This window comes from Streptomyces sp. MS19 (assembly GCF_047200595.1).
In the GTDB taxonomy this organism is placed as follows: Bacteria; Actinomycetota; Actinomycetes; order Streptomycetales; family Streptomycetaceae; genus Streptomyces.
In genome coordinates this window covers 245,075-271,438 of record NZ_JBJZOH010000002.1, presented here as the reverse complement: position 1 = coordinate 271,438, position 26,364 = coordinate 245,075, and the positions used below count along the sequence as shown (strand labels likewise).

Genomic DNA, 26,364 nt, shown 5'->3' with positions numbered 1-26,364 from the left:
TCAGTCCTCCCCGGTGTTCGCGCGGTGCGGCGACCGGGAGGGCGCCGACGCGTCGATGGCCAGCGGCCGCGTGGTGTCCATGACGCCTTTCTTCAGCTCCGCCTCGAACCACACATACCGCTCGCCCTCGGGCGTGTAGCGGATGGAGTGCAGCATCACGCCCAGGTCCTCGGTGAGATCGGTCAGCGCGGGCCGGCCGGTGGCCGGTCCGAAGGCCGCCGGGAACTCGCGGCAGCCGAAGAAGGGTTCGGAGAAGCACGCCCCACGGTCCACCCGGCGCCGCAGTTGCTCGCGGTACTTCTCTTCCGGCGCCGCACCACGGACGACCTCGACCTGGGCGTGGATGCGGTAGGCCACGTCCCGGAGCGCGACGGTGTTGCGCTGGTCACGGTCGGTCTCCACGTCGTAGCGCAGAGCGGGGTTCCGTGCGAGTTCCCTGACCCGGCCGGAGTTCAGCGTGGACTTGACCTCGTTGCGCCGCATCTGCGTCCAGGCGATCGGCGCCAAGACCTCGATGCTGCGCACGACATACCGGAACTCGGGCTTCCAGAAGATGGCCTCCAGAATCCCGGCAGCCGCCGAGGGCGTCATGACCGGGTAGCTCACCCGCTCGGTCTTCAGCTCGGGACGGGTGAAGCAGGCGAGTGGCCCCCAGGTCTCCACGACGAGGTCCGGAAACACCCAGCCGTCGTTGCCGCGTCGCCCGCAACGGCTCCGGGCATCGGCGCCATCTGCATTCGTCATCGCTGCTCCGCTCTCCCTGTCGAGCTTCGTGTGCCGCCTTTTCCACCCCCGACGACCGGGGATTCCCAGCGAGGCGAGACGCTAGCAGCGGGCACTGACAACGGCGGGAGTCGGCCGAGTCGCGCAGTCGCAAGTGATCAGATGCGGAAAGAATCGATCGATCGACGTAAACTTCCCGCCTTGCCGACAGGGTCATCTCCGCAGGTCGGATTCACGACGGGGTTCCGTCCCCCGATCGGATCATTGTCGCGGAGGCGTCAGGGCAAGTGCTGGTAGTGGCTCCGCTGTAGTCCCTTCTACCGCGGCACAAAGGGACATCTTTGCGGGGACAGGAGGAGCGGTATGGGCGGTCCGCCATTTCTCAGCTGCTCGAAATTGGCGCCATGTGAGCGGGATTGGCCCGGGAGAAGGCTCTCCCGGGCCAATCCATGTCCGCAAGCGATCGATCTCCCCTGGTGCCGCGGTAGTTGCGATCCTCAGTGGCGCGCCCACCGGCGTGCCACCGCCACCGACCCGCCAGGCGGCCGGTCGGAGAAGCAGCGTGTGGATACCGCCGTGAGAAGGGGCTTCACACCAGGAAGCCGCTCCGGTCCTCCGGTTCCGCCGGGTCGAGGCCGCGTTCCGGATGGTAGGCGCCGCGCCACAGGAGCAGATCGCCGATGACCGGATCGGCCAGCCCGGCCGTCAGCGCGGCCTCGGCCTCCCGGATGGGGAGCGCGGCGATGTGGGGCTGCAAGCGGCGCAGCGGCTCCGGCCCGGTGGGGTAGGGCGAACGGAGTGCGGCGATGTCCGCTTCGATCGGCTCGGCGTCCTCGTCCGGCCGGATCACGATCACCGGCCGGGTGAAGTCGTCCTCGATCATCTGGAACTCTCGGGCCACCGCTGGGAAATCCAGGGCCTCACGAAGGGCGTCGATCTCCGTCCCCATCCCCTTCGCCCCGCCACCCTGGAGCGCGAAACGCGTGCCGTAGTAGGCGTTGAGGGCAGCCAGGTCGTCCGGATCGGCCGCGCCGGGGCCGAAGTAGGTGTCGGTCACGTCCAGCGCCCGCTTGAAGGAGTCGCCACCCGGCCGGCCCGCTCCTTGTGCCTGAAAGACCACCGTCGTGCCCAGGTCCGGGTCCAGGTGCCCGTTCCGGTTGCAGCGCCCGGCGGCCTGCTGCAACGACTCGGCCGGTGCCCAGGCGCGGAACACGAGGGGGAAATCGATGTCCACGCCCGCCTCGATCAAGCTCGTGGACACGACGCGGACCTCGGCCCCCGCGTCGAGCAGTTCGCGGACACGCTCGATGGTCTGACGGCGGTGGCCGGCCGTCATCCGCGTGGACAGGTGGAGCACGTGTCCTGTCGCGCGGTCCTGGAGCATCCGGTGCAACAGCGCCGCGTCCTTGGTCGTGTTGACCACCGCAAGGGTCTGACGGCCACTTTCCCGGGCGATCTCGTCGGCGACGGACTCCCAGCTGACGTCCGCCCCCATGCGCCACTCGTAGCGGACCCGTTCGAGATCGGTGAACAACGAGGCGGGGTCCTCAGCCAGTTGCCGGTGGGACACCCCGTCCAACTGCTTCAGCGCCCAGAAGTCCGGCTGGGTCGCCGAGGCGAGGACCACTGTCACGCCGAAGTGCTCGACCAGGCCGCGCAGCGCGCTGAGAATCGGCACCAACAGCCGGTCCGGCAGCGCCTGTACCTCGTCCAGCACGAGCACGGAGCCCGCCAGCCGGTGCAGCTTGCGCATCGCCGCCGGCTTGCGGGCGAAGAGCGACTGGAACAACTGCACCGTCGTCGTCACGACGAACGGCGCGTCCCAGTTCTCGGCGGCGGTCCGCATCCAGGGGCCGCCGCCCTCGGCGTCCAGATCGACCGCACTGTGGTGCTCCAGCACGACGCGTCGTTCGTCCGCGTCCTCGGGGTCGAGCAACTCGCGGTAGACCTTGGCGTTCTGCTCGGTGATGCTGATGAACGGAACGGCGACGACCACCCGCCGCAGACCGTGGCGAGCGGCGTGGTGCAGGGCGAAGCCCGCCGAGGCCAGGGTCTTGCCGCCGCCCGTCGGAACATGCAACACGTAGATGCCCGGCTCGCGTTCGGCGGCGCGGAGCACGTCCTCGTAGACGCGCTGCCTGACGTCGTCCACCTTGGCGCGGGGGCGGTCCGCGAGCATCTTGCGGCGGCGCTCCTCGAAGCGTTCCGTCAGGGCGCGCATGTCCACGGACGGGGTGGGAGTGACCGTCCGCCCGGCGAAGTGGGCCTCGGTATCGAGGAAGTCGGCATCCACGAGGCAGCTGAACAGCATGCGGATCAGGAGGTCCATCGCCAGGTCCTGACGCTCGGCGGGTACGGCCGCCAGCCAGCGGGGGGCGGGAACCGGCCCGGCGCGCCGTACCTCCGGGATCAGGCGCTCTGCCTTCTGGCACGCTTCATCGACCAGTGCCTGATCGCCGTGACGGCCGTCGCGGATCGCGTCGACGATCTTCCGGAGTTTCGTCAGATCCGGAAGGCCGCCATGATGACCTTGTACGACGGCGCCGAACTGCTTGCCCGCGTACTTCGCCGCGAGGAAGGTTCCGGCCTCCTTGTGCGGCACGCCGACACGGCCGCCCGTCCGCTCAGCGCGTTCGACAAGGGCGCACTGCCAGGTGCATGTCGCTTTGCCGACATCGTGGACGAGCGCCAGGTAGGCGGCCAGGTCTGCCGCCCCGAACGCTTCACCGAACTCGCGGGCCAAGGCGGACGTTCCCCGCAGATGTTCTTCCAACGTATGACGGCGGCGCGAGACAGCACTCCTGCTGTGCGCCCAGAGTTCGCCGGATTCAGCGACTACGCTCACCATGACGCCGACCGTAGCGCCCGCCTCTGCCACCCCGCCGGACATCGCTTCGGAACCACAAGTATGGCGGGAATCCCCGGATCGCACCGAAGGAAAATGCCCGATTAACACCAACTCGTCCCGCCTGGTGGCTTCACGACTGCACTACGCTGGGCGATACAGGCTGGTAAACAGCCGTGGCAGCCACCTTCCGGGGCGGCTGAGGATCGCAACTCGCCCCAGCGCCCGAGATTCCTGCCAGCGCGGCCGGGTGGCAGCCACCTTCCGGGGCGGCTGAGGATCGCAACACCATCCCGTGCCCCGAGCCCGTCGAAGTCCGCTGCGAGTGGCAGCCACCTTCCGGGGCGGCTGAGGATCGCAACGTGTCTGGCGGCGGCCGGTACTACCGCGCGCAGGTGTGGCAGCCACCTTCCGGGGCGGCTGAGGATCGCAACTCCTCCACTGTACGAGAGGTATAGCAGAGGTACAGGTGGCAGCCACCTTCCGGGGCGGCTGAGGATCGCAACGACTCGCAGGGCGAGTACGAGGAAGACGTGATGCGGGTGTGGCAGCCACCCTCTGGAGGGCCGGGGATCGTGCAGAGCGATGAGTGATGCGTGTGATCCGGGACACCCTGGGCCGGGGTCGGGCTGGGCGGTTAACGTCGGGGGGTGATGTTCGATCCTGCCGATGCCGCGTTTCTCGACGACCCCTACCCCGCGTTCGCCGCCCTCCGCGAGCGCGGGCCGGTGCACCCGCACGAGGGGCTCGGGCTGCCCGTGGCCGTCTCGCACGCCGCGTGCGCCGCGATCCTCCGGGACCGGTCGGCCGGCCGCATCTGGCGAGACAAGGAGCCCGCCGCCGCGTTCCCCGCCTTCAACATGCTCCACCGCAACTCCCTCCTCGAAGCCGAGCCGCCCCGCCACACCCGGCTGCGCCGCCTGATCTCCGCCGCCTTCGGCCGCGGCCACACCGAACGCCTCAAGCCCCGCGTCCAGGCCATCGCCGACGCCATGACCGGCAGCCTCGCCGACGCGATCGCCGCGGACGGTTCCGCCGACCTGCTGGCCCACCTGGCCGCCCCGCTGCCCGTCGAGGTGATCGCCGAACTGCTCGGCGTCCCCACCGCCGACCGCCCCCGCCTCCAGCCGTGGTCCAACGCGATCGTGAAGATGTACGAGTACGGCCTCCCCCCGGAGGGCGCGGCGGCGGCCGAGGCAGCGTCCGCCGAGTTCGTCGCGTACCTGACCGCGCTCGCCGAAGACCGCGCGCGCCACCCCGGCGACGACCTGGTCAGCGACCTCGTGTCGGTGCGCGACGGCGGCGACCGCCTCTCGGCCGACGAACTCGTCGGCACCGCCGTCCTGTTGCTGATGGCCGGGCACGAGGCGACCGTCAACGTCATCGGCAACGGCGTCCTCGCCCTCCTCCGCCACCGCGACCAGTGGGACCGCCTCGTCGCCTCACCCGCGCTCCTGCCCACCGCCATCGAGGAACTGATCCGCTACGACGCGCCCCTCCAGCTCTTCGAACGCACCGCGACCGCCCCCACCACCGTCGCCGGCCATGAACTGGCCCCCGGCGACCGCATCGCCGCCCTCCTCGGCGCCGCGGCCCGCGACCCCGCCGTCTTCACCGACCCCGACACCCTCGACATCGGCCGCACCCCCAACCCCCATCTCGGCTTCGGCGCCGGCATCCACTACTGCGTCGGCGCGCCCCTCGCCCGCGCCGAAGTCGCCGCCGCCCTCACCGCCCTCACCACCCGCCTGCCCGGCCTGCGCCTCGCCGCCGAGCCGAGCCGCCGCCCGGAGTTCGTCATCCGTGGCCTGCGCGAGTTGCGCGTCACCACTGCCGGGTGAACGCGGCCGGCGCGGCGCCACGCTGTCCCTAGACTCGGGGCCGAGCAGCCGACCGGGAGGAACAGAACATGCGCCCCGAGCGCTTCCAGCAGTTCGTCATCGACACCTACCGCGCCGCGGGCCTGGAGGCCGAGCCGTGGGCGGACGGTATGCGGCGCCCCTTCGGCGTCGCGGTGACCCTGCCAGGCGGCGCGCGGACGCGCCACGCCATCACCGTCCAGTCGCGTGACAGCGACCGGTACGCCGATCCGGAGGAGCCGGTGGAGGGCGACGCGCCCGCCTCCGTGGACGTTCCCGCGCCGAGCGGCGGACGCCCGGCCCCGGCCGCCGTGGAGAGCTACGTCACGGCGGTCCTCACCAACGCGGGAAGCCGCGAGATCGTCCGCGTCTACGCCTACTCGGACCGCGAACAGCCCGCCACCCGCCCCGGCTTCGGCGTCCTCTTCCACAGCGGCGCCCGCGCGTTCTGCCTGCTGGACGGCGACGCGTCCTGACGCCCGCCCGCCCGTTCGGTTCGGGTACGAACCCGCTTCCGGGCCGTTACCCATCCCCGTACAACGCACGGCCACCGGTGACTGTCATACGAAGCACCGACATCTTCCGTCAGCCACCTGTGAGGCCCGCATGAAGCTCAGCCGCCCCATAGCCGTCGCCGCGGCGTCGGCGTCCGCCGTCCTGCTGCCGTTCGCGGGCTCGGCGCAGGCGGCGCAGGTCCCCGCCGCGCCGGTGACCCCGGCGGACGGCGTCGAGTGCGGCGGGGAGGCGGGCGACGTCCCAGTGACCGTCGAGCTGACGGACGCGCCCGACGCCCTGGTGGCGGGCGAGTGGGACGAACTGACCGTCCGCTGGACCAACGCGGGGGACGAACCCCTCGCCAACCTCTACGTCTACGCCGACCTGTGGGCGTACACCGACGAGGAGGAGGCGGACTCCTGGCCGGTGGACATCGAGTGGCAGGCCCCGGGCGGCTGGCAGGACGTGCCCTTCGAATCCGACCTGGCGGCGGGCCACTTCGCCATCGCGCGGGACGTCCAGCCGGGCGACGACGTCGAGGTGCGGCTGCGCGTCCAGGTGACCGAGAGCCCGGACGGCTTCGCGGACGTCAGCTTCGGCAGCATGAACGTGCTGGAGGGTGACGCGTGCCGCTGGGGCGAGGACGCCGGTGTCACGTTCGACGTCGAGGGCAACCTGGACGCGGTCGAGCCCGTGCCGACGGACGAGCCGACTGATGAGCCCACCGCCGCGCCCACGGACGAGCCGACCCAGTCCGCGACCCCGGCCCCGGCCCCTGCTCCGACCGGTCCCGAACTGGCGGACACCGGCGCCGACTCGTCACTCCCGCTGATCGGCGGCGCCGCCGCGCTCGCGCTGGCCGCCGGTGCGGGCGTCGTCCTCGCCGCGCGCCGCAAGGGCGCCCGTACGGACGCCTGACGCCGTCGGTCAGGGCGCGGTCCAGCCGGTGGCTGCCGCCCAGCGCTCGGCCGCGCCCACGAGCACGTCTGTCGCCGGTGCCTTGATCTGCCCGTACGCGGGCAGGTCGGGCACACTGGCGGCCAGCCGCCGCTTGAACTCGCTTCGTCCGCCCGCAGATAGTCGAGGAACAGCAGCGCGTACAGCGCGCCGGGCCCGCAGCGCTCCCGCAGGTGCACGTTGCAGGCCCGCGCGCCGGGTGGCGGCGCGAAGGCGGCGCTGCCCGGACGACACTCGGCACGGTTCCACGGCTCGGGGCGGCGGCAGAGCCGATGGCGGCCAGGGGCGGGATGCTGGCGGCCGGATCGACGGTCTTCACGCGGACCTGGACATCCACGCAGTCCTGCGCCGCGAGGCCGGGCACCGACGTGGACCCCACATGGTCGATCCAGAGAACCACCCCACCGGGCGCCATTCGCAACCGCACGGCGAGCCGCTCGAACTGCCCCGGCCACTCGGCCCGATAGGGAACGACGGCGACCGGCTTCACTTCATCGGGGAAAGGCACGCCGCCGCACGCTACCGTTATAGGCACGGACCGGAGCCCCGGACCGCCCTGGCCATCGGCAGCTATGTAACCCACGGCCTCCGGCTCTCCAACACCACTTCGGAACCTCAAGCATGGCAGGAATCCCCGGATCGCACCGAAGGAGAATGTCCGCTTGTCCCCAACTCGTCCCTCCCCTCGTCCAGATGCACCGGCTACGCTGGGCGATACGAGCTGCTAAACAGCCGTGGCAGCCACCCTCCGGGATGGCTGAGGATCGCAACACCTCCATCGCCGACCCCGGGTAGCGACTCTGGTAGTGGCAGCCACCCTCCGGGATGGCTGAGGATCGCAACCACGGCGGACCCGGCATCCCTCGCGCTTCGCCTGGGGTGGCAGCCACCCTCCGGGATGGCTGAGGATCGCAACTCGTACACATGGGAACTGGACGCTTAGCGTCCCCAACGTGGCAGCCACCCTCCGGGATGGCTGAGGATCGCAACGGCACCGCCATGGTCGCCTGCGTCGGCGGCATCCTCGTGGCAGCCACCCTCCGGGATGGCTGAGGATCGCAACACTACAGGTCCCTTCGGGGCTTGTCGGGGCCGTCCGGGTGTGGCAGCCACCCTCCGGGATGGCTGAGGATCGCAACCACCACGCCGTCGGGTCCTCCGGCGGCGTGCCGAAGTGGCAGCCACCCTCCGGGATGGCTGAGGATCGCAACGCGACCTCAAGGCGGGCTACACCCACGAGCTGGTCACGTGGCAGCCACCCTCCGGGATGGCTGAGGATCGCAACGTGGCGTAGCGGGCGGCGAGGCGCGCCGCGGCGCGCCGTGGTGGCAGCCACCCTCCGGGATGGCTGAGGATCGCAACGACGTCGTGTCCGTCTACCGCATGGACGCCGATGGTGGCAGCCACCCTCCGGGATGGCTGAGGATCGCAACGTGCCGGGGCAGCAGGCCCCGGTCATGCGCGCGCTGTGGCAGCCACCCTCCGGGATGGCTGAGGATCGCAACCCGCCGACGTCCAGCGGCCGGCCATCAGCCACGCCCCGTGGCAGCCACCCTCCGGGATGGCTGAGGATCGCAACTGGACGACCACACCAACGAACGCTTCTCCGACTGGATGTGGCAGCCACCCTCCGGGATGGCTGAGGATCGCAACACAACGCGCCCTTCGATGCCTTGGTGCTCGACCGGCGTGGCAGCCACCCTCCGGGATGGCTGAGGATCGCAACGAGAAGGAGTTGGCGGACGCGGCCTTGGATGACCGTGGCAGCCACCCTCCGGGATGGCTGAGGATCGCAACGACCTGCTCCTCTCACGTCCGGACATCGGCACCGTGGTGGCAGCCACCCTCCGGGGTGGCTGGGGATCGCAACCTCCCCTGGTCTGCGTTCCAGCTTCGGCGGAAGGCGGTGGCAGCCACCCTTCGGGGTGGCTGGGGATCGCAATGCGAAGGTCTGGGTGTGCGGTGTTCCCGATGATGTGGCGGGTGGCTGTGTCCTTACCAGGAACGGCCGTTCGGCAGGTTGGGCAGGTCGGGGGATGACAGGTGCAGCACCTTGTACTGCTCTGTCGCGTCCTCGTCCCGTGTCGAGTTGTCCCGCCACAGGATGAACCGCATCAACTGCCAGTGGTGCGGGTCGAATGCCAGCGCGGCCGTGTGGATGTCCTCATGGCCTGCCAGTTCCCGTAGTTCCTCCGTCTCCCGTTCGATCCGTCCCGCGAGGCCCAGGCCGGAGCCGTCCGGGTCGGTGGGGAGGGCGGTGAGGCGGCGTGAGGCCGCCTCGGGGGGTGTCGAACGGGCGGGGCCGGTGACGGTGGCGATGCCGGTCCAGTGCCGTACGGCCGGGCGGCCGAAGTCCCGGATGATGTTGTGGAATCCGCCGCCCCCGACGAGGAACTGTGCCATCGCGCCGGTGTCGTTCCACAGGTAGAAGGGCGCGTACTGGTTCACCGGGGAGCCGTCGATGCCGCGTTCGCGGATCACGTAGGCCTTCAGGCCCAGGCCCGCGCGGTCGTCGAGGACGTGGCCGCCCTTGGCCACCCGTTCGCGGATGATGCCCATGTCGTAGTCGGCGGGCAGCGTGATCTCGTACTGCTTGGCGTACATGGTGGTCGTGCCTTTCGCGGTCAGGAGAGGTATGCGGAGTCGGCGACCTCCTGGACGGCCAGGTGGGTCATGAACGTGTCCGGGGCGGCGCCGTGCCAGTGCCACTCGCCGGGCGCCACGCGCACGGTGTCGCCCGGCCGCAGCGTCCGCACCGCTCCGCCGCGCGACTGGGCGCGCCCGGTGCCCTCGGTGACGTGCAGGACCTGGCCGAACGGGTGCCGGTGCCATGCGGTGCGGGCGCCGGGTGCGAAGTGGACGCTGTCCACCCGGACGCGTGAAGGTCCTTCTGGAACGGCGAGTTCGTCCACCCAGGCCGCGCCGGTGACCCACTCGGGTGGCGCGGCGTCGGTGTGTCTGGGGGTGGCGGAGACGTGCATGCGAAAAGGTCGTCCGTTCTCTCTGCCGGCGGCGGTCCCGCCGTGCTCACGCGAGCAGCATACATACTAGTAGGTACAGGCGAGCCGCGCGTCCCGCAGTACGCGGTCCACCGTCTCCGCCAGCGTGCTCGCCGCCGCCACGACCGTCTCCATCCCGCCGGGCAGCAGGTCCAGCGGCCGGTACCACGACCGCATCTCCCGCTCGCCGTACTCCGCCGCCTGCGGCTTCGTCGCGTGCCGCCGCAGCGTCTCGGCGAACGGGACGTCGAGGTAGAAGTGGCGCGTCAGCCCCCGGTGGTCGCGTCGCAGAGCCGCCAGCATGTCGCCGTAGTGCGCCGCGTACAGGATGCCTTCGAGCACGACGTGGTACCCGTGGTCGAGCGCGTAGCGGACGACGGTCTCGATGAGGCCGATGTTCGCGCCGCCCGGGATGTCCTTCTCGCGCAGCACGGTCCGCCGCAGGTTGTCCTGGCCGACGAGGGCGAGGCCGCGCCCGTACCGTGCGCGCACCCCGGCGGCGACCGAGGACTTGCCCGAGGCCGAGTTGCCGCGCAGCACGATGAGCCGGGTCGTGGCCGACCCCGTTCCGCCGCGCGCGGGGCCCGTGTGCTGGACGGGGTGGGTGGGGTCTGGGTGATCGGAACTGATCGGGATCATCGGCACCTTCCGTCCCACAGGCACCAGCAGCCCCACCCGTGACGCCCTTTGTCCTTCTCCGAGAGGAAGTACACGCTTTCTGTGTCAAAAGGGTTTCCCGTGCGAGGGAAAGTGGCTACCTTCACTGTCCGTACCGGCTTACTCGCGGGTCACCAGGCCTCCGGCGCGGCGGCGCGCGCCAGCGGTTCCGGTGCACCGACGGTTCATCCTCTCGTGCGCATCCGGAGGGCGCACGCGCGCGAACGATTCCGATCTCGTCCCGATCCGCCCGTTCCCGTCACCGCATCCGCACCCGTCACCGTATCCGTACCCTCTGACACCCCTCCCGTCGCCGCCCGTCCCCGCCAGGTCCCCGACCGAGGCCGGTGACCGGCGGCTGCCCGCGCGATCCCTGGCACCACCAGCGGTACCGGCCTCTCGGAAGAAGGAGTCCCCCCATGACCCCCGACGCCCCCGAACGCACCGGCCTGTGGCTCATCGGCGCCCGAGGCTCCGTCGCCACGACCACGATCACCGGCCGGGCCGCCCTGGCGGCGGGACTCTTCCCGTCCACCGGCCTGGTCACCGCCCTGCCCCCGTTCACCGACTGCGGGCTGCCCGCCCTGGACAGCCTCGTGATCGGCGGCCACGACACCGCCACCACCCCGTTGCCCAAACGCGCCGAGCAGCTCGTGGAGAACGGCGTCCTGCCGCACGGCCTGCCCACCGCGGTCGCCGCCGAACTCGCCGCCGCCGACGCGGAGATCAAGGTCCCGGGCGACCGGCTCGCCGACGACATCGCCGACTTCACCCGCCGCCACGGCCTCGCCCGCACGGTCGTCGTCAACGTGGCGAGCACCGAGACCGACGCGTCGATCAGCACCGCGTACGCGGCCGCCGCCATCGAGGCGGGCTGTCCTTACGTCAACTTCACGCCGGCCACCGGCATGCGCGCCCCGGGGCTCGCCGAACGGGCGCGCGCCGCCGGGCTGCCGTTCGCCGGCCGCGACGGAAAGACCGGCCAGACGCTCCTGCGCACCGCGCTCGCGCCGATGTTCGCGCAGCGCGCCCTCCAGGTGCGGTCCTGGTCCGGCGCGAACCTCCTCGGCGGCGGCGACGGCGCCACCCTCGCCGACCCGGCCGCCGCCGCGGCCAAGAACGCGGGCAAGGCCCGGGTCCTCGCCGACATCCTCGGCGAGACACCCGAGGGCACCACACACATCGACAACGTCCCCGCCCTCGGCGACTGGAAGACCGCCTGGGACCACGTCGCGTTCGACGGCTTCCTCGGCACGCGCATGGTCCTCCAGACGATCTGGCAGGGCTGCGACTCCGCGCTCGCCGCACCGCTCGTCCTCGACCTGACCCGCATCGTCGCCCGCGCGCACGCTGCCGGGACGGCCGGTGAACTGCCGGGCTGCTCCTGGTTCTTCAAGGACCCGGACGCGGGCCCCGCCGACCTCGCCGGGCAGCACGCCGAACTGCTCGCGCTCGCGGAGTCCTTCCGGACCCGCCCGTGACCCGGTCGCGCACCGCCGCCGCCTGGATACAGCTCCTGCGCGGCCCCGCCGCCCTCACCGTCCCCGGCGACGTCCTCGCGGGCGCCGCCGCGGCGGGCGGCGCCCCCGTACGCCGCCTCCTGCCCGCCGCCGGAGCCTCCCTGTGCCTGTACTGGGCGGGGATGGCGCTCAACGACTGGGCCGACCGCGAGATCGACGCCGAGGAGCGGCCCGGCCGCCCCATCCCGTCGGGGCGCGTGAAGCCCGCCGCCGCCCTCGCCGCAGCGGGGGGCCTCACCGCCGCCGGGATCGCCCTGGCCGCCACGAGGTCCCGCGCCGCCGCCGTCACCGCGACCGCCGTGGCCGCCGCGGCGTGGGCGTACGACCTCGGCCTCAAGCACACCCCGGCCGGACCGGCGACGATGGCCGCCGCCCGTTCGCTCGACGTCCTCCTCGGCGCCGCCGCCACCGGCCGTTCCGTCGTGCCCGCCGCCGCCCCGGCCGCGCTCGTCGGCGCGCACACCTATTCCGTCACCTCCCTGTCCCGGCACGAGGCGTACGGCGGCCCCCGGTCCGCGCCGCTCGCCTCCCTCGGCGCCACCACCGCCATCACCGCCGCGCTCACCGCCACCGGCCGCGACGCCGCCCCGCAAGCGACCCGCACGGCCGCCGCCGCGTACGCCTGGACCGCGGGCCGCCCCCTCGTGGACGCCGCACGCGTCCCCAGCGCCGACCGGGTGCGCGGCGGGGTCGTCGGCGGGCTCCAGGCGATGCTGCCGCTCCAGGCGGCGCTCGCCGCACGCCACGGCAGGCCCCTCGCCGTCCCAGGACTGCTCGCCACCCTGGCCGCCGCCCGGCGGCTCTCCCGGAAGGTGACCCCGACATGACCGGCCGCACCGCCACGCCGCCGCCCCGGTTCGCGTACGGCACCAACGGCCTGACGGACCTGCGGCTCGACGACGCCCTCGGCCTCCTCGCCGACCTCGGCTACGCGGGCGTCGCCCTCACCCTCGACCACATGCACCTCGACCCCTGCGCCCCCGACCTCCCCGACCGCGTCGCCCACGTCGCCCGCCGCCTCGACGCGCTGGGCCTGGCCGTCGCCGTCGAGACCGGCGCGCGCTACGTGCTCGACCCGGCGCGCAAGCACGGCCCGGGGCTGCTCGACCCCGACCGGGACGACCGCGCCCGCCGCGTCGCCATGCTGCGCACGGCCGTACGCGTCGGGGCGGACCTCGGCGCGACGGCCGTCCACTGCTTCAGCGGCCTCCTCCCGCCCGGCACCGGCGCGGACGAGGGCTGGGCGCGGCTGGCCGACGCGCTCACGCCGGTGCTCGCCGACGCGCAGGCCGCCGGGGTGCCGCTCGCCGTGGAGCCGGAGCCGGGCCATCTCCTCGACACCATCGGCGCGTTCCACGTGCTGCGGCACCTGCTCGGCGACCCGCCCGGCCTCGCCCTGACCCTGGACATCGGGCACTGCCGCTGCCTCGAACCCGAGCCGGTGCCCGCCTGCGTCACGGCCGCCGCGCCGTGGCTGGCGCACGTCCAGATGGACGACATGCGGCGCGGCGTGCACGAGCACCTGCCGTTCGGGGACGGCGAGATCGACTTCCCGCCCGTCCTCGCCGCGCTCCAGGCGGCGGGCTACGGCGGGCTCGTCTCCGTCGAGCTGCCGCGCCACTCCCACGCCGGGCCCGAACTGGCCCGCCGCTCCCTCGACTTCCTCCGAGCCGCCCACCGGGAGACCGCCCCGTGCTGACCGAGACCGACCTGCCGCCGCAGGCCCGCGCCCTGCTCCGGGACGCCCTGGAAGGCGACGCGTGGGAGCGGGAGTTCACCGCCGCGCGCCGCCGCGTCGGCCGGGACGCCGCCGAGGCGTTCCGCGTCCTGCTGCTGCGCGGCGCCCGCGCCGGCACCGCCACCGTCACGCGCCTGTACGAGCGGGGCGACGCGGGGGAGCGCCGCGCCGTCCTCCTCGCGCTGCCCGGACTGCCCGTCGGCGACGCCGCGCTGCCGCTGGTCGAGGACGCGCTGCGCGCCAACGACACGCGGCTCATCGAGGCCGCCGTCGGCCCCTACGCGGGTCGCCACCTCGACCAGCACCTGTGGCGGCACGCCGTGCTGAAGTGCGTGTTCACGGGTGTCCCGGTCGCCGCCGTCGACCGGCTCGCCGACCGCGCCGACGCCGAACTGGCCCGTATGCTCGCCGACTTCGCCGCCGAACGGACCGCCGCGGGCCGTCCCGTGCCGCCCGACGTGCCCACCGTCCTCGCCCTAACCCCGCCAGCCCAAACCACCCCGCCAGCCGAGACCACCCCGCCCGCCGCGACCGGCCAGGAGGCATGATGCGCATCTTCGACCCCCACATCCACATGTCGTCCCGCACCACCGACGACTACGAGGCGATGCGGGCGGCGGGCGTCGAAGCCCTGGTGGAGCCCGCGTTCTGGCTCGGCCAGCCCCGCACCTCGGTCGGCAGCTTCCTCGACTACTTCGACTCGCTCCTCGGCTGGGAGCCGTACCGCGCCGCGCAGTACGGCATCGCGCACCACTGCACCATCGCGCTCAACCCCAAGGAGGCCAACGACCCGCGCTGCGTGCCCGTCCTGGAGGAGCTGCCGCGCTACCTCGACAAGGACAACGTCGTCGCGGTCGGCGAGATCGGCTACGACTCGATGACCCCCGCCGAGGACCACGCCCTCGCCGCCCAGCTCGAACTCGCCGTCCGGCACGAGCTGCCCGCCCTCGTCCACACCCCGCACCGCGACAAGCCGGCAGGTCTCGACCGCACCCTCGCCGTCGTCGCCGAGTCGGGCATCGCGCCCGGCCGCGTCGCCGTGGACCACCTGAACGAGGTGACGGTCGCCCGCGCCGCCGACTCCGGCTGCTGGATGGGCTTCTCCGTCTACCCCGACACGAAGATGGACGAGGACCGCATGGTCCGCGTCCTGAAGGAGTACGGCCTGGAGCGCGTCCTGGTCAACTCGGCCGCCGACTGGGGCAAGAGCGACCCGCTGAAGACGCTCAAGGTCGGCAACGCCATGCTCGCGGCGGGCTTCACCGACGACGACGTGGACCGCGTGCTGTGGCGCAACCCCGTCGAGTTCTACGGCCAGAGCGGACGGCTCGAACTCGGCGACCGCGCCAACCCCGCCACGTTCGAGGGCAACTCCATCCTGCGCGGCGCCCCCGCCACCCCGGCAGGGCGGTGACCGCCCATGCGCTTCCGCCACCCCGACGGCTCGCTGGTGCACCTCGCCTACTGCACCAACGTCCACCCCGCCGAGACCCTGGACGGCGTCCTCGCCCAACTCCGCGACCACTGCCTGCCCGTACGGGAACGCCTCGGCCGTGACCGCCTCGGCATCGGCCTGTGGCTCGCCCACGAGGCCGCCCACACCCTGGACACCGACCCCGCCGCCCTCGCCCTCCTGCGCGAGACCCTGCGCCGCAACGGCCTCGAAGTCGTCACCCTGAACGGCTTCCCCTACCGCGGCTTCGGCTCCGACCGCGTCAAGTACCGCGTCTACCAGCCCGACTGGACCACCGCCGAACGCCTCGACCACACCGCCGCCCTCGCCCGCGTCCTCGCCGCCCTCCTGCCCGACGACGAACCCGAGGGCGCCATCTCCACCCTCCCGCTCGCCTGGCGCACCCCCTTCCCGCCCGAGGCCCGCGCCCGCTCCCTCGACCGCCTCACCGCGCTGTCCGCCACGCTCGACCGTCTCCAGGAGGCCACCGGCCGCTCGATCCGCGTCGCCCTCGAACCCGAGCCGGGCTGCATCATCGAGACGACCGCCCAGGCCGCCGCCATCCTCACCGGACCCGGCGCGCCCCCGCCCCACCGGGTCGGCGTCTGCGTGGACACCTGCCATCTCGCCACGGCCTTCGAGGACCCCGACGAGGCCGTCCCCGCCCTCACCGCCGCCGGGGTGCCCGTCGTCAAGGCCCAGCTGTCCGCCGCGCTCCACGCCGACGAGCCGGACGACCCGGGCGTACGGGCGGCCCTCGCCGCGTTCGCCGAGCCGCGCTTCCTCCACCAGACCCGCGAACGGGCCGCCGCGGGCCCCGAGGGCGTGCTCGCCCGCGACGACCTGGACGAGGCCCTGACCGGACCCGAGCCGCTCCCCGCCCGCGGCCCCTGGCGCGTCCACCACCACATCCCCCTGAACGCCCGCCCCGCGCCGCCGCTCTCCGCCACGCTGCCCGTCCTCGAACGCGTCCTCACCCACCTCGCCGGCGGCCCCGCGCCGCTCGCCCGCCACCTGGAGGTCGAGACGTACACCTGGGAGGTCCTGCCGCCCGCGCTGCGCCCCACCACCCCCGGCGGGCTGGCGGACGGCATCGCCGCCGAACTTGCCGTCGCCCGCGACATGTTGCTCACCCTCGGACTGAAGGAGGAGGCATGACCCGCCGCCTGGTCGTGATCGACGTCGTCGGTCTCACCCCCGACCTCCTGGACCACATCCCCAGCCTCGCCCGCCTGGCCGGCAACGGCTCACGCGCGCCCCTGGGCACGGTCCTGCCCGCCGTGACCTGCTCGGCCCAGGCCACGTTCCTCACCGGCGAACCCCCGTCCGCACACGGCATCGTCGGCAACGGCTGGTACTTCCGCGGCCTCGGCGACGTCCTCCTGTGGCGCCAGCACAACGCGCTCGTCGGCGGCGACAAGATCTGGGACGCCGCCCGCCGCGCCGACCCGGGCTACACGGTGGCCAACGTCTGCTGGTGGTACGCCATGGGTGCCGACACCGACTTCACCGTCACTCCCCGCCCGATCTACCACGCGGACGGCCGCAAGGACCCCGACTGCTACACCAGGCCCCCGTCACTGCACGACGAACTGACGTCCCGCCTCGGTCCGTTCCCCCTCTTCCAGTACTGGGGGCCGACCGCCTCCATCGCGTCGTCCCGCTGGATCGCCGACGCCGCCGTGCACCTGCTGCGCCGCAACCGCCCGGACCTCACCCTCGTCTACCTGCCCCATCTCGACTACGACCTCCAGCGCTTCGGCCCGGACGGCCCCGAGGCGCGCGCGGCGGCGGCCGAACTCGACGGCGTGCTGCGGCCCCTGCTCGCCGAGGCGGAGGCGGCGGACGCGACGGTCGTCGTCCTGTCGGAGTACGGCATCACGGCGGTGAACCGGCCCGTTCACATCAACCGGGCGCTGCGGCTCGCCGGTCTGCTGGAGACGTACGAGCAGGCGGGCATGGAGTACCTGGACCCGTGGGTGTCCCGCGCGTTCGCCGTCGCCGACCACCAGATCGCGCACGTCTACGTCCGCAGGCCCGAGGACATGGAACGCACCCGCGAGGTGCTGTCCGAACTGCCCGGCGTCGCCGAGGTCCTGGACGCCAAGGGCCAGGCCGCCCAGGGGCTCGACCACCCCAGGTCCGGCGAACTCGTCGCCATGGCCGACCCGGACGCCTGGTTCACGTACTACCACTGGCTCGACGACGCGCGCGCCCCCGACTACGCGCCGATCGTCGAGATCCACCGCAAGCCGGGCTACGACCCGGCCGAGCTGTTCTTCGACCCCGCCGACCGGATGGCCAAGCCGCGCGCCGCGCTCGCCCTCGCCCGCAAGAAGCTGGGCCTGCGCTACCGGATGAACGTCGTGCCGCTGGACGCCTCGTGGGTCCGCGGCAGCCACGGGCGGCTGCCCGACGACGAGCGGAACGGGCCCGTCCTGCTCTGCTCGGACCCGGACGCGCTCACCGGCGAGCCTGTGCCCGCCACCGGCGTGAAGGACCTCCTGCTGCGGCTGCACGGCCTGGCGCAGGACGCCTGACCCTGCCCGCGCCCCACGCCCGCCCGTCCCCGTCCCGCGCAGGACGTGGAACGGGCGGGCGCCGTCACACCGGGGTCCTGGTCCGCGTGGACTCCCGCACCAGCTCGTCGAGGCGCGAGATGGCCCGCAGCAGGACGTCGCGGCCCGTACGCGCCTGCTCCAGCTGCCGTTCGAGCCGCTGATCGATCTCGGCCAGCTCGGTGGGCGGCAGCCCGGCCGCCGCGGCACCCGGCAGGACCGGCGGGGCGGCCGCCCAGCAGTCGTCGGCGGCGACGCGCGCCTGGCTCACGAGCGCGTTCAGCTCGTCGTCGGCGAGCAGGCCCGAGTAGGACGCGAGGAGCTGGCTGGTGCGGCGCTGCTCCGGGGCGAGGAACCAGTCGGTCGGCATCCCCCCGTTGGAGATCAGTTCGCCGAGCATCTCTTCCAGTTCGTGAAGGAGTCGGCGGAGCTCGAAGGGCGGGAGGCGGGTCGCGGTCCTGCGCCGTTTGAGGGTGATCACGAGAGCGGCGAAACCGGCGGCTCCGCCCAGTGCGCTGATGACGGAGGCGATCGCGGCGATCCACTGGGGAGTCGTCGCCTCCGCCGCGAGTATCTCGTACATGGGCGGCAGGATGGCAGTGAAACAGGTCACGCGGGGGTTTCTTGAGGGCCATTTGAGGTTCGTGACTCTCGTCGGAGCACCGGTCACCGACAGGCTGTCAGTTGACGCGCGGAGACCGGGTTCCCGGGGTGTCGCGCACGCTCGGGCGCGGCGTCGAAAGTTTAGTTGATTCGCGAACGGAATCGGTTGCCGGGGGATTGGGCCCGGGAGGCGGGGCGGTGTTCCGGCGCCCCGCCCGACGCCTTTCCGCACTGCCCTGCCGCGGGGGTGCGGCCCGTGCGGCGGCTTGTTCCGGGAATCCGCGCGCGCCTTGACGGTCCATTGGTCCAGTCCTAGCGTCAGCAGCAGCCGGTGTTCATATGGGAGTTCATCGTTCATGTATCTGACTCCCGGCGGGACCGGCACCGCCGTCCCCGTAGCCTCCCGGAAGGCGTCCCCCACATGTCCACAAGCCCCTACAGGTCCAGACGAGCGGCGGCGCTCCTCGCGATCTTCGCCGCGCTCCTCGTCGCGCTCCTCCCCAGTGGCGCGGGCGCCGCCCCCGCCGACCCGGACGGCGCCGCGCCCGACGGCCCACCCGCCGCGTACGCCGCGCCCGCCACCTTCACCCACCCCGGCGTCCACGTCAGCCGGCCCCAGCTCGACTTCGTGCGCGGACGCGTCCAGGCGGGCGCCCAGCCGTGGGCGAGCGCGTACAGCCAGATGATGTCCTCGCGGTACGCGTCGCTCTCCCGCGTCCCGCGCCCGCGCGCGGTCGTCGAGTGCGGCTCGTACTCCAACCCCAACAACGGCTGCACCGACGAGCGCGAGGACGCGATCGCCGCGTACACCACCGCCCTCGCCTGGTACATCACCCAGGACGCCAGGTACGCGCAGAAGTCGATCGAGCTGATGGACGCCTGGTCGGCCACCATCCGCGACCACACCAACAGCAACGCGCCGCTCCAGACCGGCTGGGCGGGCTCGGTGTGGCCGCGCGCCGCCGAGATCATCCGCTACACCTACGGCAACTGGCCGGGCCAGGCGCGCTTCGGCACCATGCTGCGCAACGTCTACCTGCCCGAGATCATCAACGGCTCGAACAGCAACGGCAACTGGGAACTCACCATGATGGAGGCCGCCATCGGCATCTCCGTCTACCTGGAGGACCGCGCCGCGTACGACCGGTCCGTCACGCGCTTCCTCAACCGCGTCCAGGCGTTCATCTACCTGGAGTCGGACGGCGCGCTGCCCCGCACCGTGCCCGGCAGCGGCCTCGACACGCGCCAGGAGATCATCAACTACTGGCAGGGCCAGTCCACGTTCGTCACCGGCCTGACCCAGGAGACCTGCCGCGACTTCACCCACACCGGCTACGGCCTGTCGTCCATCTCGCACGTCGCGGAGACCAGCCGCATCCAGGGCCAGGACCTGTACCCGCAGGTCTCCGAACGCCTCCGGCACGCCCTCGGCTTCCAGTCGCGGTACGAGCTGGGCGAGGCCCCGCCGTCCTGGCTGTGCGGCGGCACGGTCCACCGCGGCCTCGGGCCGGTCACCGAGGTGGGCTTCAACGGCCTGCACACCCGGATGGGCATCGCCATGACCAACACCCAGACGTACACCGAGCGCAGCCGCCCGCAGGGCACCAACAACCTGTTCGTCGCCTGGGAGACCCTGACCCACGCCAACCAGCCCAACTGAGCAGCCTCCCCGCTCAGTCCCGCCCGTCAGGCCCGGTCCCCGCGACCGGGCCTGACGCGTCCCCGGCGCCCCGCCCCGTGCGGCCCTGCCGCCGGAGCAGCGCCAGCTCCGCGTTGAACTGCGCGCCGGTCAGCAGACTGAGGTTGCACACCCACAGCCACACCAGGAAGACGATGATCCCCGCCAGCGACCCGTAGAGCCGGTTGTACGTGCCCACGTGCGACGCGTACACCGCGAACGCCGCCGACGCCACCAGCCACAGCACCGCCGCCACCGCGCCGCCCGGCACCCCCCGCAGCGGCACCCCGTGGTCCACGGGCCCGGTGCGGAACAGCACGAGCACCAGCGCCGTCACCAGCAGCACGAGCAGCGGCCACTTCATCACCGCCCAGACCGCCGCGCCCCCCTCGCCGAAGCCCAGCAGCCGCCCGACCGTCCGCACCACCCCGGCCGTCATGATGAGGACCGTCGCGCTGCCGACCAGCAGCCCGAGCAGCCCGAGCGCCGACAGCGTCGTGCGCGGGATGGCGCGCCACGGCGGCCGTCGGTCCACCACGCCGTGCATGCCGTGCTGGACGCGCCGGAAGATGCTCAGGTAGTTGTACGCGGACACGAGCGCGCTCAGGCCGCCGAAGATCGTCAGCAGCCAGGCGGCGGAACGCTGCTGCGCCAGGTCGTTGAGCGCCGACCACACCTCGCCGCGCGAGTCGGCGGGCACGAGCGCGGTGACCTGTCCGATCAACTCCTGCGCCGCGCCCGGGTCGGCCAGGCCGATGATCGACAGGGCCACGAACAGCGTCGGGAAGACGGCGAGCACCGAGTAGTACGTCAGCGCGGCGGCCCAGTGGTCGATGTCGTCGCGCCACAGGGACACGGGCGTACGGCGCAGCGCCGCCGCCCACTGCGCCGCCTGCGCGGGGGGCGGCCCGGCGGCGGGGGTTCCCGCCGGGGGATGGGCCGGTGGCGGCGGGATGGGGGAGGGAGTGGCGGTCACGGTCCGTTCCTGCGGTCGTACGGGATGGTCCGGGCTGTTGCGGGCGGGGCGTAGCGGTGCGTGGCGGGCGTCGGCACCACAGTGCCAGCACCGGGCGCGGTGTGTGTCACCCGCCCGGCCGGGTGGCGCCGGCAGGGGACGTACCGCACACCCCTGCCCCCGGGGAGGTCCTTCATGGCGGTCGGGAGGACGCGGGCGGAAGCACGGACGCGCGGCCGGGCCCGGCACCGTCCCGGCCGACGGACAAAGCCGACACCGCGCTGGTCGGGGCGGGCGCGGCCCCTGTCAGCCCCCTCGCCGAGAACGTACCGGACATCGGGCCCGGCCCGCCGCGCCCCGTGCCCTCGCCGGGGCCGCGGGGCGGCTTCTCCCCACCGCCGCCCGGGACATCGCGGGGCACACGCACCAACGGGTGAATCACCTGCGCAGGTGAACCGCCCGTGCGGGGGCCGCGCGCCGCGCGCCGGGGGCGTGCGCCCCTCCGCGCACTACCGGGACCCCGGCGCGCCCCCGCCGGTGACGAAGACGCCCGCCCGCGCGGCCGCCACGGCGGCCTCGGCCGCCCGGTCGGCGGCCCCCTCGTCCAGCGGGTCGCCGCTGGCCAGCAACCGGTAGTAGAGCGGCGCCGACACGGCGCGCACGACCTCGGACGCGTCGGTGCCCGCCGGGAGTTCGCCCCGTGCCACCGCCTGCTCGACACAGGGCGCCCACTCGGCGATGCGCACGGCGTAGAAGCGGTGCAGCGCCGCCGCCGTCCGCTCGTCACCGGTGGCCGCGGCGATCACCGAGCGGAACAGCGCGCTCTGCCGCGTGTCCGTCAGCGTCCGCAGCACGAGCCGCGCGTTCGCCCGCAGATCGGTGAGCAGGTCGCCCGACTCCGTGCGGGGGAGCGACTGTTCGGCCATGTCCGCGAGCAGGTCGGCCACCAGGCCCGTGGTCGTGCCCCAGCGGCGGTAGAGCGTCGTCTTGCCCACGCCCGCGCGCCGCGCGACCTCGCCGAGGTCGAACCGCTCGAAGCCCTGCTCCGCCAGGGCGTCCCCGGCCGCGCGCAGGACCGCCTCGCGCACGCGCGCCGTCCGCCCGCCCGGCCGTACCGTGCCCGGCTCGGGCCCGGCGGCCCCACCGTCCCCCCTGCCATCGCCGCCATCGCTGCCTTCGCCGTCCCGCGGCTCCATCGCACCTCACCCGCTCCCGATCCGTAACGGGCCCATGGTCCCATCTGCCGGAACGGGCGCCGGGCCGGGGCGGATGTGGTGCGCGCCATGCCCAGGGACGCGTTAATCCCCTGGGGTGACCGGTCAGGTCATGGGATGATCGGTTCGTTCGTCACGAATCCCGGAGAGGTGCATGACCCAGCCCGGCCAACCCCAGGCGGCCGCCCCCGTCCCCGACACCATCCCGACCGCCCAGGTCACCCAGGAACCACCCCGGCCCGCCATCGGCGGCGCACACGGAGCACCGCAGCTTTCGCGCCGCAAGCGGGCCGGACTGCTGCTCACCCTCATCCTCGGCAGCCTCTCCGCGCTGCCGCCCCTCTCCCTCGACACCTACCTCCCCGCGCTCCCCGAGGTCGGCGACGCCCTGCACACCAGCGCGTCCACCGCCCAGCTGACGCTCACGGCCTGTCTGCTCGGCCTCGGCCTCGGACAGCTGGTCGTCGGCCCGATGAGCGACCAGCTCGGCCGCCGCTGGCCGCTGCTGTGCGGCATGGGCGGCTACGTCGTCGCCTCCGCCGCCTGCGCGTTCGCGCCGAACGTCGAGACGCTGATGGCCTTCCGCTTCGCGCAGGGGCTCGCCGGCTCGGCGGGCGTCGTCATCGCGCGCGCCGTGGTCCGCGACATGTTCGACGGCGTGGCCATGGCGCGGTTCTTCTCCTCGCTGATGCTCGTCTCCGGGCTCGCGCCGATCCTCGCGCCGGTCTTCGGCGGCCAGTTGATGCGCTTCACCGACTGGCGCGGCATCTTCCTCATCCTCGCGCTGCTGGGCGTGGTGCTCATCGCCGTCGTCGCCCGCTGGCTGCCCGAGACGCTGCCCGCGGAACGGCGGACCTCCGGCGGCGTCAGGCCCGCGCTGCGCGACATGGGCGGGCTGTTCCGCGACCGCGTGTTCGCCGGTCATCTGCTGGTCGGCGGGCTGACGTTCGCGGCGCTGTTCGCCTACGTCTCCGCGTCACCCTTCGTGGTGCAGGAGATCTACGGCGCCTCGCCGCAGACGTTCAGCATGCTGTTCATGGCCAACTCCATCGGCATGGTCGTGATGAGCCAGGTCAACGGCAAGGTGTTCGTCGGCCGCGTGCCCGCGCAGCGGATGATGGCGGTCGGCCTCGCGCTGATCGTGGCCGACAGCACGGCGCTGCTGCTGATGACGAGCGGCGTGTTCGGCGACGTCGGGCTGCTGCCCGTCTCCGCCGGGCTGTTCGTCCTGATGGCGTCCATGCCGCTGGTCCTGCCCAACGCCAACTCTGAGGGCCTCGACCGCGCGGGGCACGCGGCCGGGTCCGCGTCCGCGCTGCTCGGCGCGTCTTCCTTCTTCGTCGGCGCCGTCGCCTCCCCGCTGGTGGGTGTGGCGGGGGAGGGGACGGCCGTGCCCATGGCCGTCGTCCAGCTCGTCTCGGCGCTGCTCGCGTGCCTGTGCTTCGCCGTCCTGTGCCGTCCGCGGCGCGGGGCGCGCCGGTTCCGGCGGGGCGGCGGGCGCCTGGAGCCGGTCGCGGCGGGTGCCGGGATGTGACGAGCGTCTCGGCCACGGCCCGCCTGTGATCGGCCGCCGACCGTTGTGTGAACGGTCCGTTGCGCAAGGTCACGCGCATCGGAACGGGAAGTGATCGATCTGTGACGGAGGTGCGTGTCGCGCGCGTGCGGCACGCACCTCCCGATTACCCATCGGGGCCGGGAGCGGTGCAGGATTGGCCGGCACGGCGGAATAAAAGACCCCGGCCCTGACGCTCCAAGGCTCGACGGGCCGGACACCAGCGAGGTGGTAGGGGGACCATGGGACGCGAGGGCCGCGAGAGCAGACTTCCCAGGTGGTTGCGCCGGGGCGCCCGGGACGCGGAGGCGGGAGCCGCCGCCGCGCGCGCACGGGAGGAACTGCTGCTCGCGGCGGCCGCCGCCGGATTCCCGGTGGCGCCCGCGGCCCACCCGCAGGGCTACGGCTGTTCCTGCGACCGCATCGGCTGTCCCACGCCCGGCCGCCACCCCGTCTCGCTGGCCTGGCAGACCCAGGCCACCACCGACCCCGCCCAGATCCTCCGCTGGCTGCGCGCCGATCCCCTCGCCAACTTCGTCACGGCCACCGGCGCCGCCCACGACGTCCTGGACGTCCCCGCCCCCGCCGGTTACGCGGCCCTCGCCCGGCTGGCCTCCGAGGGCGTCGCGACCGGCCCCGTCGCCGTCGCCGACCCGGACCGCGTCCTGTTCTTCACCGCCACCCGCGGCACCCCGGACGACGAGGACGAGTGGTGGCCGTGCGAGCTCGACTGCCACCCCGAGACGATGGACGAGCACCCCGGGCTGCGCTGGCACTGCCGGGGCAGCTACGTCCTGCTGCCGCCGTCCCGCGTACCGCCGGGCGGGACCGGCGGCGTCCGCTGGCTGCACGGCCCGGAGCATCCGCTGCCCGAGCCGCTGACGCTCCTCGAAGCCCTCACCGACGCGTGCGCCGGGCACCTGGCCGCCCAGCAGGAGCAGGCCCCCGCCTGGTAACGCCCGCCCACTCGCGCGGGCGCGCCGACCGCGACCGGCTCCACGACGCGGTTCACGCCCGCGCCCGCGCCCGCGGCCTCGGCGTCCTGTCCGCGGACGCGGGCACCGGCTCGTTCGCGACGCTTGAGGAGACCACCCAGGAGCACTCCGACCAGACGTCCGGCGTCAACGTCAGGGCACCCTGTTCACCGCGCAGAGGGCGCTGACGCTGCTCGACGACGGCGTGCCCGCGTTCGCCGCCTATGCGGCGTCCGAGGCGACGGTACGGTCCTTCGCCCGCACCTGGGCCCCCGAGCTGAAGGACTGCGGCATCCGGGTTGACGTCGTCTCGCCCGGGACGACCGGTCACCGCCGCGCTCGACGCCGTGACGGCGGGCGACGCGGCCGTGAGCGGGGCGCGGTTCGCCGCGGGCGTCCCCCTCGGCAGGGCCGGGCGCCCGAGGAGGCCGCGGACGCGGTGGCCTTCCGCGCGTCCGCGCGCAGCGGACTCGTCCTGGGCGCCAGCCTCTGGGCCGACGGCGGCGGGAGCCAGGTCCGACGCCCCCCGGCGCTCACTCGCCGGTGATCGCGACGGCGTCCTTCATCTGCGAGACCACCTGGATCTGCCCCTGCCCGGCCGGGACGAGCGCGGCCTGTATGCCGACCATCTCCAGCGTCAGCGATGTCCGCGCCTCGCCCTCCATCAGCGCGGCCGTCAGCTCGTTGACCGGGATCTCCCGGCCCTCGGCGACCGTCTGCCGCTGGTCGTGCAGCGACGTGAACATCACGAACGCGTCGCCGTCCGCCGTCCGCATGGCGAGTGGCCCGTACTCCGCCTCCTCGGCGGGCTCGTCGCGGTACTCGGTGAAGGACGCCGGGTCGCTGTTCGCCTGGTCGCGGGCGGTGCGCGTGTCACTGGTGTACGGGCCCTCCGCGAACGGGCCCTCGCCGCTCTGGAGGTAGACGCTGTAGGCCGCGCTGAGGTCGCCGGGCGCCAGGGCGTAGCCCTCCGACGCCCCGCCCTCGCCGGCCGGTATGTCGTCCAGGTAGCCGTCCTCGTCCTCGGCGAACTCCGGCACCTCGGCCGCCGGCATCGAGGCCAGGTAGTTGAGGCGCCACTCCTCGTCGATCCCCGCCCGCGTGAAGAACATCAGCCAGCGGTTGCGGCCCTGGTTCGTCGCCGTGTCGGCGACGAAGAACTTGGGCCACCCCATCTGCTGCGGGATGTGGAAGCGCGTGTCGGAGACGGCGAGCGGCTCGAAGTCCTCCGCGCCGTCCGGGTACACCTCGGCGCGCGCCGTGATGCCCGCGAAGTCGATGTCGCCGAGGCCGCCGCTCTCGATGGTCCGGTTCTGCTCGGCGTCGTAGTCGCGCTTGGCGACATTGCTGATCTCGACGTACCGGTCGAGCGCCGCCCTGGCCTCCCCCTCGGTGGCGGCGGGCACCACGGCCTCCTCGCCGTGCACGGTGATGCAGCCCGACAGCCCGGCCGCCAGCGTGAGGGACGCCAGCAGTCCCGCCGTGCTCTTCGCCAGCCGCGCTCGCAGCCGCATGGTGGGCCCCTCCCCGTCGTTTCGCTCCGGCGCACGCATCGTATCGACTCCCGCCGACAACGGCCGCACC

At 73.2% G+C, this 26,364-nt stretch carries 23 protein-coding genes, 1 pseudogene and 2 CRISPR repeat arrays; of the genes and pseudogenes, 14 read left to right on the top strand and 10 right to left on the bottom strand.

What is annotated here, in order from left to right; all coding sequences use genetic code 11:
* Positions 1–681, bottom strand: a complete 681-nt coding sequence (gene cas5c / locus ACL02R_RS03795; RefSeq protein ID WP_412795395.1) for a type I-C CRISPR-associated protein Cas5c — start codon at positions 679–681, stop codon at positions 1–3.
* Between the two features lie 631 nt (positions 682–1,312).
* The gene (locus tag ACL02R_RS03790) at positions 1,313–3,679 is read right to left on the bottom strand and encodes a CRISPR-associated endonuclease Cas3'' (protein ID WP_412795394.1); all 2,367 of its coding nucleotides are present in this window, start codon (positions 3,677–3,679) and stop codon (positions 1,313–1,315) included.
* A gap of 65 nt (positions 3,680–3,744) precedes the next feature.
* Positions 3,745–4,074: a CRISPR direct-repeat array (repeat unit 37 nt; unit sequence GTGGCAGCCACCTTCCGGGGCGGCTGAGGATCGCAAC).
* A gap of 147 nt (positions 4,075–4,221) precedes the next feature.
* Here ACL02R_RS03790 and ACL02R_RS03785 point away from each other — a divergent pair.
* From ACL02R_RS03785 to ACL02R_RS03775, 3 genes are all read left to right on the top strand, one after another.
* Complete coding sequence (locus tag ACL02R_RS03785) at positions 4,222–5,409, top strand: cytochrome P450 (RefSeq protein ID WP_412795434.1); 1,188 nt, start codon at positions 4,222–4,224, stop codon at positions 5,407–5,409.
* 68 nt (positions 5,410–5,477) lie between these two features.
* On the top strand, positions 5,478–5,903 hold the full coding sequence (locus ACL02R_RS03780; RefSeq protein WP_412795393.1) for a hypothetical protein: 426 nt from the start codon (positions 5,478–5,480) through the stop codon (positions 5,901–5,903).
* Positions 5,904–6,033: 130 nt separating this feature from the next.
* Positions 6,034–6,840, top strand: coding sequence for an LAETG motif-containing sortase-dependent surface protein (locus ACL02R_RS03775; protein WP_412795392.1), 807 nt, complete (start codon positions 6,034–6,036; stop codon positions 6,838–6,840).
* Positions 6,841–7,204: 364 nt separating this feature from the next.
* On the opposite strand, the pseudogene ACL02R_RS03770 reads toward ACL02R_RS03775, so the two are convergent.
* The 4 genes and pseudogenes from ACL02R_RS03770 to ACL02R_RS03755 form a co-directional block, all read right to left on the bottom strand.
* Positions 7,205–7,306: pseudogene (locus ACL02R_RS03770) on the bottom strand (GrpB family protein); the annotation flags it as partial.
* A 307-nt stretch (positions 7,307–7,613) separates the two neighbouring features.
* A CRISPR array of direct repeats spans positions 7,614–8,822; the repeat unit is 37 nt; unit sequence GTGGCAGCCACCCTCCGGGATGGCTGAGGATCGCAAC.
* Between the two features lie 52 nt (positions 8,823–8,874).
* Positions 8,875–9,483 (bottom strand): DUF4865 family protein, encoded by a 609-nt coding sequence (locus ACL02R_RS03765; RefSeq protein WP_412795391.1) that lies wholly within the window; start codon positions 9,481–9,483, stop codon positions 8,875–8,877.
* Between the two features lie 20 nt (positions 9,484–9,503).
* Positions 9,504–9,860, bottom strand: coding sequence for a cupin domain-containing protein (locus ACL02R_RS03760; RefSeq protein WP_412795390.1), 357 nt, complete (start codon positions 9,858–9,860; stop codon positions 9,504–9,506).
* A 66-nt stretch (positions 9,861–9,926) separates the two neighbouring features.
* The gene (locus ACL02R_RS03755; protein ID WP_412795389.1) at positions 9,927–10,517 is read right to left on the bottom strand and encodes an AAA family ATPase; all 591 of its coding nucleotides are present in this window, start codon (positions 10,515–10,517) and stop codon (positions 9,927–9,929) included.
* A gap of 437 nt (positions 10,518–10,954) precedes the next feature.
* Between ACL02R_RS03755 and ACL02R_RS03750 the strand changes: the two genes are divergently transcribed.
* From ACL02R_RS03750 to ACL02R_RS03720, 7 genes are read left to right on the top strand one after another with little or no spacing between them, the layout of a single operon-like run.
* A complete protein-coding gene (locus ACL02R_RS03750) occupies positions 10,955–12,016 on the top strand; it encodes an inositol-3-phosphate synthase (protein ID WP_412795388.1) in 1,062 nt (353 codons plus the stop codon).
* Entirely contained in the window at positions 12,013–12,882 is an 870-nt protein-coding gene (locus tag ACL02R_RS03745) for an SCO3242 family prenyltransferase (RefSeq protein ID WP_412795387.1), read from the top strand. Before ACL02R_RS03750 ends, ACL02R_RS03745 begins: the two co-directional genes overlap by 4 nt.
* Positions 12,879–13,754, top strand: coding sequence for a sugar phosphate isomerase/epimerase family protein (locus ACL02R_RS03740; RefSeq protein WP_412795386.1), 876 nt, complete (start codon positions 12,879–12,881; stop codon positions 13,752–13,754). The genes ACL02R_RS03745 and ACL02R_RS03740 overlap by 4 nt, the downstream gene beginning before the upstream one ends.
* On the top strand, positions 13,748–14,341 hold the full coding sequence (locus ACL02R_RS03735) for an EboA domain-containing protein (RefSeq protein ID WP_412795385.1): 594 nt from the start codon (positions 13,748–13,750) through the stop codon (positions 14,339–14,341). The genes ACL02R_RS03740 and ACL02R_RS03735 overlap by 7 nt, the downstream gene beginning before the upstream one ends.
* Entirely contained in the window at positions 14,341–15,207 is an 867-nt protein-coding gene (locus ACL02R_RS03730) for a TatD family hydrolase (RefSeq protein ID WP_412795433.1), read from the top strand. The genes ACL02R_RS03735 and ACL02R_RS03730 overlap by 1 nt, the downstream gene beginning before the upstream one ends.
* Positions 15,208–15,213: 6 nt before the next feature.
* Positions 15,214–16,404 carry a metabolite traffic protein EboE gene (eboE, locus tag ACL02R_RS03725; RefSeq protein WP_412795384.1) on the top strand — a complete coding sequence of 397 codons (1,191 nt, stop codon included), beginning with the start codon at positions 15,214–15,216 and terminating at the stop codon, positions 16,402–16,404.
* Complete coding sequence (locus tag ACL02R_RS03720) at positions 16,401–17,786, top strand: alkaline phosphatase family protein (RefSeq protein ID WP_412795383.1); 1,386 nt, start codon at positions 16,401–16,403, stop codon at positions 17,784–17,786. The genes eboE and ACL02R_RS03720 overlap by 4 nt, the downstream gene beginning before the upstream one ends.
* Positions 17,787–17,850: 64 nt before the next feature.
* Here the strand turns inward: ACL02R_RS03720 and ACL02R_RS03715 are convergent, their stop codons facing one another.
* The gene (locus ACL02R_RS03715) at positions 17,851–18,417 is read right to left on the bottom strand and encodes a hypothetical protein (protein WP_412795382.1); all 567 of its coding nucleotides are present in this window, start codon (positions 18,415–18,417) and stop codon (positions 17,851–17,853) included.
* Positions 18,418–18,828: 411 nt separating this feature from the next.
* On the opposite strand from ACL02R_RS03715, the gene ACL02R_RS03710 reads away from it, so the two are divergent.
* Positions 18,829–20,067 carry an alginate lyase family protein gene (locus ACL02R_RS03710; RefSeq protein ID WP_412795381.1) on the top strand — a complete coding sequence of 413 codons (1,239 nt, stop codon included), beginning with the start codon at positions 18,829–18,831 and terminating at the stop codon, positions 20,065–20,067.
* Between the two features lie 13 nt (positions 20,068–20,080).
* Here the strand turns inward: ACL02R_RS03710 and ACL02R_RS03705 are convergent, their stop codons facing one another.
* The gene (locus ACL02R_RS03705; RefSeq protein WP_412795380.1) at positions 20,081–21,061 is read right to left on the bottom strand and encodes a YihY/virulence factor BrkB family protein; all 981 of its coding nucleotides are present in this window, start codon (positions 21,059–21,061) and stop codon (positions 20,081–20,083) included.
* Positions 21,062–21,549: 488 nt separating this feature from the next.
* Positions 21,550–22,236 carry a TetR/AcrR family transcriptional regulator gene (locus ACL02R_RS03700; protein ID WP_412795379.1) on the bottom strand — a complete coding sequence of 229 codons (687 nt, stop codon included), beginning with the start codon at positions 22,234–22,236 and terminating at the stop codon, positions 21,550–21,552.
* A 172-nt stretch (positions 22,237–22,408) separates the two neighbouring features.
* Between ACL02R_RS03700 and ACL02R_RS03695 the strand changes: the two genes are divergently transcribed.
* The 3 genes from ACL02R_RS03695 (at position 22,409) to ACL02R_RS03685 (ending at position 25,327) form a co-directional block, all read left to right on the top strand.
* A complete protein-coding gene (locus ACL02R_RS03695; protein ID WP_412795378.1) occupies positions 22,409–23,788 on the top strand; it encodes a multidrug effflux MFS transporter in 1,380 nt (459 codons plus the stop codon).
* Between the two features lie 260 nt (positions 23,789–24,048).
* Entirely contained in the window at positions 24,049–24,762 is a 714-nt protein-coding gene (locus ACL02R_RS03690; RefSeq protein ID WP_412795377.1) for a bifunctional DNA primase/polymerase, read from the top strand.
* 223 nt (positions 24,763–24,985) lie between these two features.
* Positions 24,986–25,327 carry an SDR family oxidoreductase gene (locus ACL02R_RS03685; RefSeq protein WP_412795376.1) on the top strand — a complete coding sequence of 114 codons (342 nt, stop codon included), beginning with the start codon at positions 24,986–24,988 and terminating at the stop codon, positions 25,325–25,327.
* Here the strand turns inward: ACL02R_RS03685 and ACL02R_RS03680 are convergent.
* A complete protein-coding gene (locus ACL02R_RS03680; protein ID WP_412795375.1) occupies positions 25,314–26,294 on the bottom strand; it encodes a hypothetical protein in 981 nt (326 codons plus the stop codon). The genes ACL02R_RS03685 and ACL02R_RS03680 overlap by 14 nt on opposite strands.
* Positions 26,295–26,364: the final 70 nt, after the last annotated feature.

Coding starts and splice junctions, on each gene's coding strand:
- ACL02R_RS03785 (WP_412795434.1), top strand. CDS start 4,222: ATGTTCGATCCTGCCGATGCCGCGTTTCTCGACGACCCCTACCCCGCG.
- ACL02R_RS03780 (WP_412795393.1), top strand. CDS start 5,478: ATGCGCCCCGAGCGCTTCCAGCAGTTCGTCATCGACACCTACCGCGCC.
- ACL02R_RS03775 (WP_412795392.1), top strand. CDS start 6,034: ATGAAGCTCAGCCGCCCCATAGCCGTCGCCGCGGCGTCGGCGTCCGCC.
- ACL02R_RS03765 (WP_412795391.1), bottom strand. CDS start 9,483: ATGTACGCCAAGCAGTACGAGATCACGCTGCCCGCCGACTACGACATG.
- ACL02R_RS03760 (WP_412795390.1), bottom strand. CDS start 9,860: ATGCACGTCTCCGCCACCCCCAGACACACCGACGCCGCGCCACCCGAG.
- ACL02R_RS03755 (WP_412795389.1), bottom strand. CDS start 10,517: ATGATCCCGATCAGTTCCGATCACCCAGACCCCACCCACCCCGTCCAG.
- ACL02R_RS03750 (WP_412795388.1), top strand. CDS start 10,955: ATGACCCCCGACGCCCCCGAACGCACCGGCCTGTGGCTCATCGGCGCC.
- ACL02R_RS03740 (WP_412795386.1), top strand. CDS start 12,879: ATGACCGGCCGCACCGCCACGCCGCCGCCCCGGTTCGCGTACGGCACC.
- ACL02R_RS03730 (WP_412795433.1), top strand. CDS start 14,341: ATGCGCATCTTCGACCCCCACATCCACATGTCGTCCCGCACCACCGAC.
- eboE (WP_412795384.1), top strand. CDS start 15,214: ATGCGCTTCCGCCACCCCGACGGCTCGCTGGTGCACCTCGCCTACTGC.
- ACL02R_RS03720 (WP_412795383.1), top strand. CDS start 16,401: ATGACCCGCCGCCTGGTCGTGATCGACGTCGTCGGTCTCACCCCCGAC.
- ACL02R_RS03710 (WP_412795381.1), top strand. CDS start 18,829: ATGTCCACAAGCCCCTACAGGTCCAGACGAGCGGCGGCGCTCCTCGCG.
- ACL02R_RS03700 (WP_412795379.1), bottom strand. CDS start 22,236: ATGGAGCCGCGGGACGGCGAAGGCAGCGATGGCGGCGATGGCAGGGGG.
- ACL02R_RS03695 (WP_412795378.1), top strand. CDS start 22,409: ATGACCCAGCCCGGCCAACCCCAGGCGGCCGCCCCCGTCCCCGACACC.
- ACL02R_RS03690 (WP_412795377.1), top strand. CDS start 24,049: ATGGGACGCGAGGGCCGCGAGAGCAGACTTCCCAGGTGGTTGCGCCGG.
- ACL02R_RS03680 (WP_412795375.1), bottom strand. CDS start 26,294: ATGCGGCTGCGAGCGCGGCTGGCGAAGAGCACGGCGGGACTGCTGGCG.